This is a genomic window from Mesorhizobium sp. M2A.F.Ca.ET.042.01.1.1 (assembly GCF_003997405.1).
GTDB lineage: Bacteria > Pseudomonadota > Alphaproteobacteria > Rhizobiales > Rhizobiaceae > Mesorhizobium.
This window is the reverse complement of sequence record NZ_RZRX01000530.1, coordinates 1-1,636: the sequence shown is the minus strand read 5'-3', so window position 1 is coordinate 1,636 and position 1,636 is coordinate 1. Positions and strand designations below refer to the sequence as shown.

Here is a 1,636-nt window from a genome sequence, read left to right as displayed (position 1 = left end):
GCTCCAAGGCAATGCCCTGCGCTTCGAGACTGCGATGATCGATGCGGGCGTCGATATCGAGTTCAGCCAAGCGTTCATTGGCAAACTCGGCCCATCGCTCCCGCCAGCGCTCGACCATCTGGGTAGCGTTCCATTCGCGAACCTTCGCCCCGAAACCGTTCTCCTCCACGGACCGCATGGTGAGCATGACATGCGCATGCGGTTTTGCACTGCCATCCTCTGCCCTGTCCCAATGCACATTGAGATCAGCGACCATGCCCCGGCTGACAAACTCCGCCTGAACGAAGTCGCGCGCCAGTTCGATGCCTTGCGCCTGGCTCAGTTCACGCGGCAGGGCGAACTCCACCTCGCGGGCCAACTGCGCATCCTTCCTCACCTCGAAAGCCTCGACGTCGTTCCACAGCCGTTCGCGGTCGCTCCAGGCCGCCGGCGCATTCTCCGGCAGCATCACCTCGGAATGGACGACGCCGCGTTTGGCCGAGAAGTCGTGGCTTCGATCAATGCGCTCGTCTCGCAGCCGCGAGGCAGAGCGGTAGGCGGCCGACGCCACCGCGCTGCTCCCTGCCTTGCGGCCAATGACTTTGACATGAAGATGATAGATCGCCATGGCGATCATTTGCACGTCAAAGCGCACGTCGGCACGACGTATAAGCGCGCCCTCCCTCGAAAAAATCTCGGGATGGACCAGCCCGTCCCGGGCTGTCTCGGCGACCCTGAAGCCTTCCGGCGGCCGCTCCCCTATCATGGCTGCATCGACAACAAATGGAGGCAGCCATGCGTAAACCACGTGACTTCGACGCCGAACTGAAGGCGCTGGAAGACAAAGCGCGGGAGTTAAAAAATCGAAAGGTGCAGCAACTCGGGGAACTGGTAATCGCTACCGGGGCCGATCAACTCAGCACCGACGAACTAGCTGGCGCGCTGGTCGCGATCGCTGAGACGAAAGACACCGGAAAGCGTGAGGCATGGGCCAAGCGTGGAGCGACGTTTTTCGAGAGCCGGCCACGGCGAACTGCTCCGACACCTACCCGCGACCGACGTAGCCCTTCAGGGCAATCGGGCGGCACACAATCGCCGTCAGGCGGCACGGGCTCGCAATGATATGCGCGCTTGGCAGGTTGAGCGACGCAAGCGAACCCGACATCTGATTGAACTCGGCGGTCTGGTCGTTAAGGCGGGTCTCGTCGAGTTGACCAATGATAATCGCGCCATCATCTACGGCGCACTGCTCTGGATCGCGGCTAAGCTGCAGAGCCATGAAGGCGAGCATGCGCGAGACCTGTGGGCCGCGAAGGGAAGGCATGCGTTCGATGCGGAACAGCACGAGGAGAAAAAGGGGCCACGAACTTAGCGGCGGTCGGCGCGAGCGGTGGGCGGCAAAGGCTCCGACAGCCTCAAAGAGTCACGCAGCCAGACCCTCAACCTTCGCCCGCGCATGCAGAAATTCCACCGCGCGCCCGGCATGTGATGCGGCGTTGAATATCGCCCGCGTGTCGTTCTTCAACACTTTCAGTTATCCGCAGCAGCCCATAATGTGAAGGAACGCGGCTACAACGCTTGAAACCCGCTGGATGCGGCGTTCGCGGACCGGGATTTGCTCAGCATTATTTTCGGTCGAACCTTTGCTGTCGTTTTG

At 61.4% G+C, this 1,636-nt stretch carries 3 protein-coding genes; 2 read left to right on the top strand and 1 reads right to left on the bottom strand.

Features of this window, described 5'->3' with window-relative positions:
- The coding region (gene mobQ, locus EOA23_RS34555) for a MobQ family relaxase (RefSeq protein WP_189341830.1) at positions 1-607 on the bottom strand (607 nt) is incomplete at its 3' end.
- A gap of 167 nt (positions 608-774) precedes the next feature.
- On the opposite strand from mobQ, the gene EOA23_RS34550 reads away from it, so the two are divergent.
- Complete coding sequence (locus tag EOA23_RS34550) at positions 775-1,101, top strand: conjugal transfer protein TraD (protein WP_127307303.1); 327 nt, start codon at positions 775-777, stop codon at positions 1,099-1,101.
- A gap of 1 nt (position 1,102) precedes the next feature.
- The gene (locus EOA23_RS34545) at positions 1,103-1,351 is read left to right on the top strand and encodes a conjugal transfer protein TraD (RefSeq protein ID WP_127307302.1); all 249 of its coding nucleotides are present in this window, start codon (positions 1,103-1,105) and stop codon (positions 1,349-1,351) included.
- Positions 1,352-1,636 lie beyond the last annotated feature (285 nt).